The 2,643-nt window shown below is 58.8% G+C and carries 3 protein-coding genes and 1 pseudogene; 3 read left to right on the top strand and 1 reads right to left on the bottom strand.

The features are described 5' to 3' along the window. The first annotated feature begins 225 nt into the window (after window positions 1-225). The 3 genes from GHN86_RS22840 (at window position 226) to GHN86_RS22850 (ending at window position 1,940) form a co-directional block, all read left to right on the top strand. Window positions 226-483 carry a hypothetical protein gene (locus GHN86_RS22840; protein WP_094995346.1) on the top strand — a complete coding sequence of 86 codons (258 nt, stop codon included), beginning with the start codon at window positions 226-228 and terminating at the stop codon, window positions 481-483. Continuing rightward, a complete protein-coding gene (locus GHN86_RS22845; RefSeq protein ID WP_153338439.1) occupies window positions 480-650 on the top strand; it encodes a hypothetical protein in 171 nt (56 codons plus the stop codon). The genes GHN86_RS22840 and GHN86_RS22845 overlap by 4 nt, the downstream gene beginning before the upstream one ends. A gap of 456 nt (window positions 651-1,106) precedes the next feature. Next, window positions 1,107-1,940, top strand: a complete 834-nt coding sequence (locus GHN86_RS22850) for a replication initiation protein (RefSeq protein WP_212555998.1) — start codon at window positions 1,107-1,109, stop codon at window positions 1,938-1,940. On the opposite strand, the pseudogene GHN86_RS23485 reads toward GHN86_RS22850, so the two are convergent. Beyond that, window positions 1,937-2,643, bottom strand: a pseudogene (locus GHN86_RS23485) (hypothetical protein); the annotation flags it as partial. The gene GHN86_RS22850 and the pseudogene GHN86_RS23485 sit on opposite strands and share 4 nt — an antisense overlap.

Raw genomic sequence — 2,643 nt, forward strand, 5'->3', positions numbered from 1 at the left:
ACAGCGATAGCACGCAGCGCGGGACGGTCAGCCGTCGTCGCGGCGTGCTATCGGCTTCGTGGTTGCGTGGTAGATGGCGATGGCCTTTGCTCCTTATTCTGATTTTTGCTTTTGCCCCGCAGGGCGCGCTGACTCGGTACGAGTCGTAAGTGCGCACTTGCTGCTTTCGCTTCGCTCTCTTGCTGCGTGTTATCGTACCACGACATATCTGAGTGAGGCCGGAAAATGGCACAAACCATAGAGCAAAAAATCGCAGAAGCTGAAGCCAAGCTAAATCGACTTCGGCAGCAAAGCCGTCAGCTCGAGAACGGGCAAAAGATCATTCTCGGCGGCCTGCTGCTCAATGCGGCCCAGCATCAGCCCAACATCCGCAAATGGCTGCTCGACGAGGCGGCCAAGGTCGTGACCCGTGACGTGGACAAAAAGCGGTTGGCTCCGTTGCTGTACGAGCTGGCGAAAATGCCCCAGGAGCCGCAGCAATGAATCAAACCGATGAGTTTGTGATTGATGGTTCAGAGCCCACCAAACCGGGGCGAGGCGTTCGTCGTGTGAATTACACGCCACTGGCTGTGCTTGCTGGGGTGACGGTGGCAACGGTGGCGGCCTTGCTGGGCTATCGCGTTGGAAAGAAACGAGGGAAAGGGGACTGATAAATCGGTCTTAGCCCCTCCCCTTGGTGTCCAACCGCTCTGTAGGCCTCTCAGGCGCCGCTGGTGCCGCTGGTTGGACGCCAAGGGTGAATCCGCCTCGATACCCTGATTACTCGCTTCCTGCGCCCTCTCAGGCGGCGATAGGGGACTGGTAAAACGGGGATTGCCCAGACGCCTCCCCCGCCCCTTCAGGGGCACAAATGCGGCCCCAACGGGGCCACGTAGTGGTGCGTTTTTTGCGTTTCCACCCTTTTCTTCCTTTTCCCTTTTAAACCTTTTAGGCCGTCTACAGGCCACGTAATCCGTGGCCTGTAGAGTTTAAAAAGGGACGGATTTGTTGCCATTAAGGGACGGATTTGTTGTTAAGAAGGGACGGATTTGTTGTTGTAAAGGGACGGATTTGTTGTATTGTGGGACGCAGATACAGTGTCCCCTTATACACAAGGAATGTCGAACGTGGCCTCACCCCCAATGGTTTACAAAAGCAATGCCCTGGTCGAGGCCGCGTATCGCCTCAGTGTTCAGGAACAGCGGATCGTTCTGGCCTGTATTAGCCAGGTGAAGAGGAGCGAGCCTGTCACCGATGAAGTGATGTATTCAGTGACGGCGGAGGACATAGCGACGATGGCGGGTGTCCCTATCGAATCTTCCTACAACCAGCTCAAAGAAGCGGCCCTGCGCCTGAAACGGCGGGAAGTCCGGTTAACCCAAGAGCCCAATGGCAAGGGGAAAAGACCGAGTGTGATGATTACCGGCTGGGTGCAAACAATCATCTACCGGGAGGGTGAGGGCCGTGTAGAACTCAGGTTCACCAAAGACATGCTGCCGTACCTGACGGAACTCACCAAACAGTTCACCAAATACGCCTTGGCTGACGTGGCCAAGATGGACAGCACCCACGCGATCAGGCTTTACGAGCTGCTCATGCAATGGGACAGCATCGGCCAGCGCGAAATAGAAATTGACCAGCTGCGAGAGTGGTTTCAACTGGAAGGCCGGTATCCCTCGATCAAGGACTTCAAGTTGCGAGTGCTTGATCCAGCCGTGACGCAGATCAACGAGCACAGCCCGCTACAGGTGGAGTGGGCGCAGCGAAAGACCGGGCGCAAGGTCACACATCTGTTGTTCAGTTTTGGACCGAAGAAGCCCGCCAAGGCGGTGGGTAAGGCCCCAGCGAAGCGCAAGGCCGGGAAGATTTCAGATGCTGAGATCGCGAAACAGGCTCGCCCTGGTGAGACATGGGAAGCGGCCCGCGCTCGACTAACCCAGATGCCGCTGGATCTGGCCTAGAGGCCGTGGCCACCACGGCCCGGCCTGCCTTTCTGCAGGGCCTGCCGCTCCCGCTTTTGGGCCAGAAGCTCCTGCTTCTTGGCCTCTTTCTCACGCTGAACCTCATCCCGGGCCTGCGGTAGCCGCGCCGCCCACTCAGGACGCTCCTTCTGGAGTGTCCTTTCGGCGTCTCGCACAGAAAAACCGCCGCCCGGTGTCAGGTAGCACCGCACACGCTCAAGCCGCTTACGCAGGTCGTTCTCCCGCCCAACTTTCCACGCCTTAATGCGTTTGGCGGTAGCGCGCCATTCAGTCATGAGCTTCTCGTAGCTGCTGCGCTTGAACGCGGCCAACAGCCCGGTTGGCTCCACTGGACGCTTCTTCGCATGGTTGGCTTCGGCGTTCCGTCGTTTGGTGCTGATGGCCTGTATCTGCTGATCGACGCGGGACTCTAGACGCTCTGCCCGCTGCCGGTAGCCCATATACAACTCAGCCTTGCGCCCATCCCATGCCTTGACCAAATCAGCCGCGGGCAGGGCTTCAACCTGACGCGCCTTGGCCCGGCGCTCGCGCTCGGTTTTCAGGTCGATGATCTGCGCAGTCAGCCCTTGGCGCTGCTCGTTGTTGGCCATCACCTGCCGGTTTCCGTCGCCTCGATCGCTGATCCGGCCACGGCGCTCCATCTCGGAGGCCACTGGCCCGAGGTGGGTGGTCGCCTCACGGT

This window comes from Pseudomonas helleri, assembly GCF_009600315.1.
Lineage (GTDB): Bacteria > Pseudomonadota > Gammaproteobacteria > Pseudomonadales > Pseudomonadaceae > Aquipseudomonas > Aquipseudomonas helleri_A.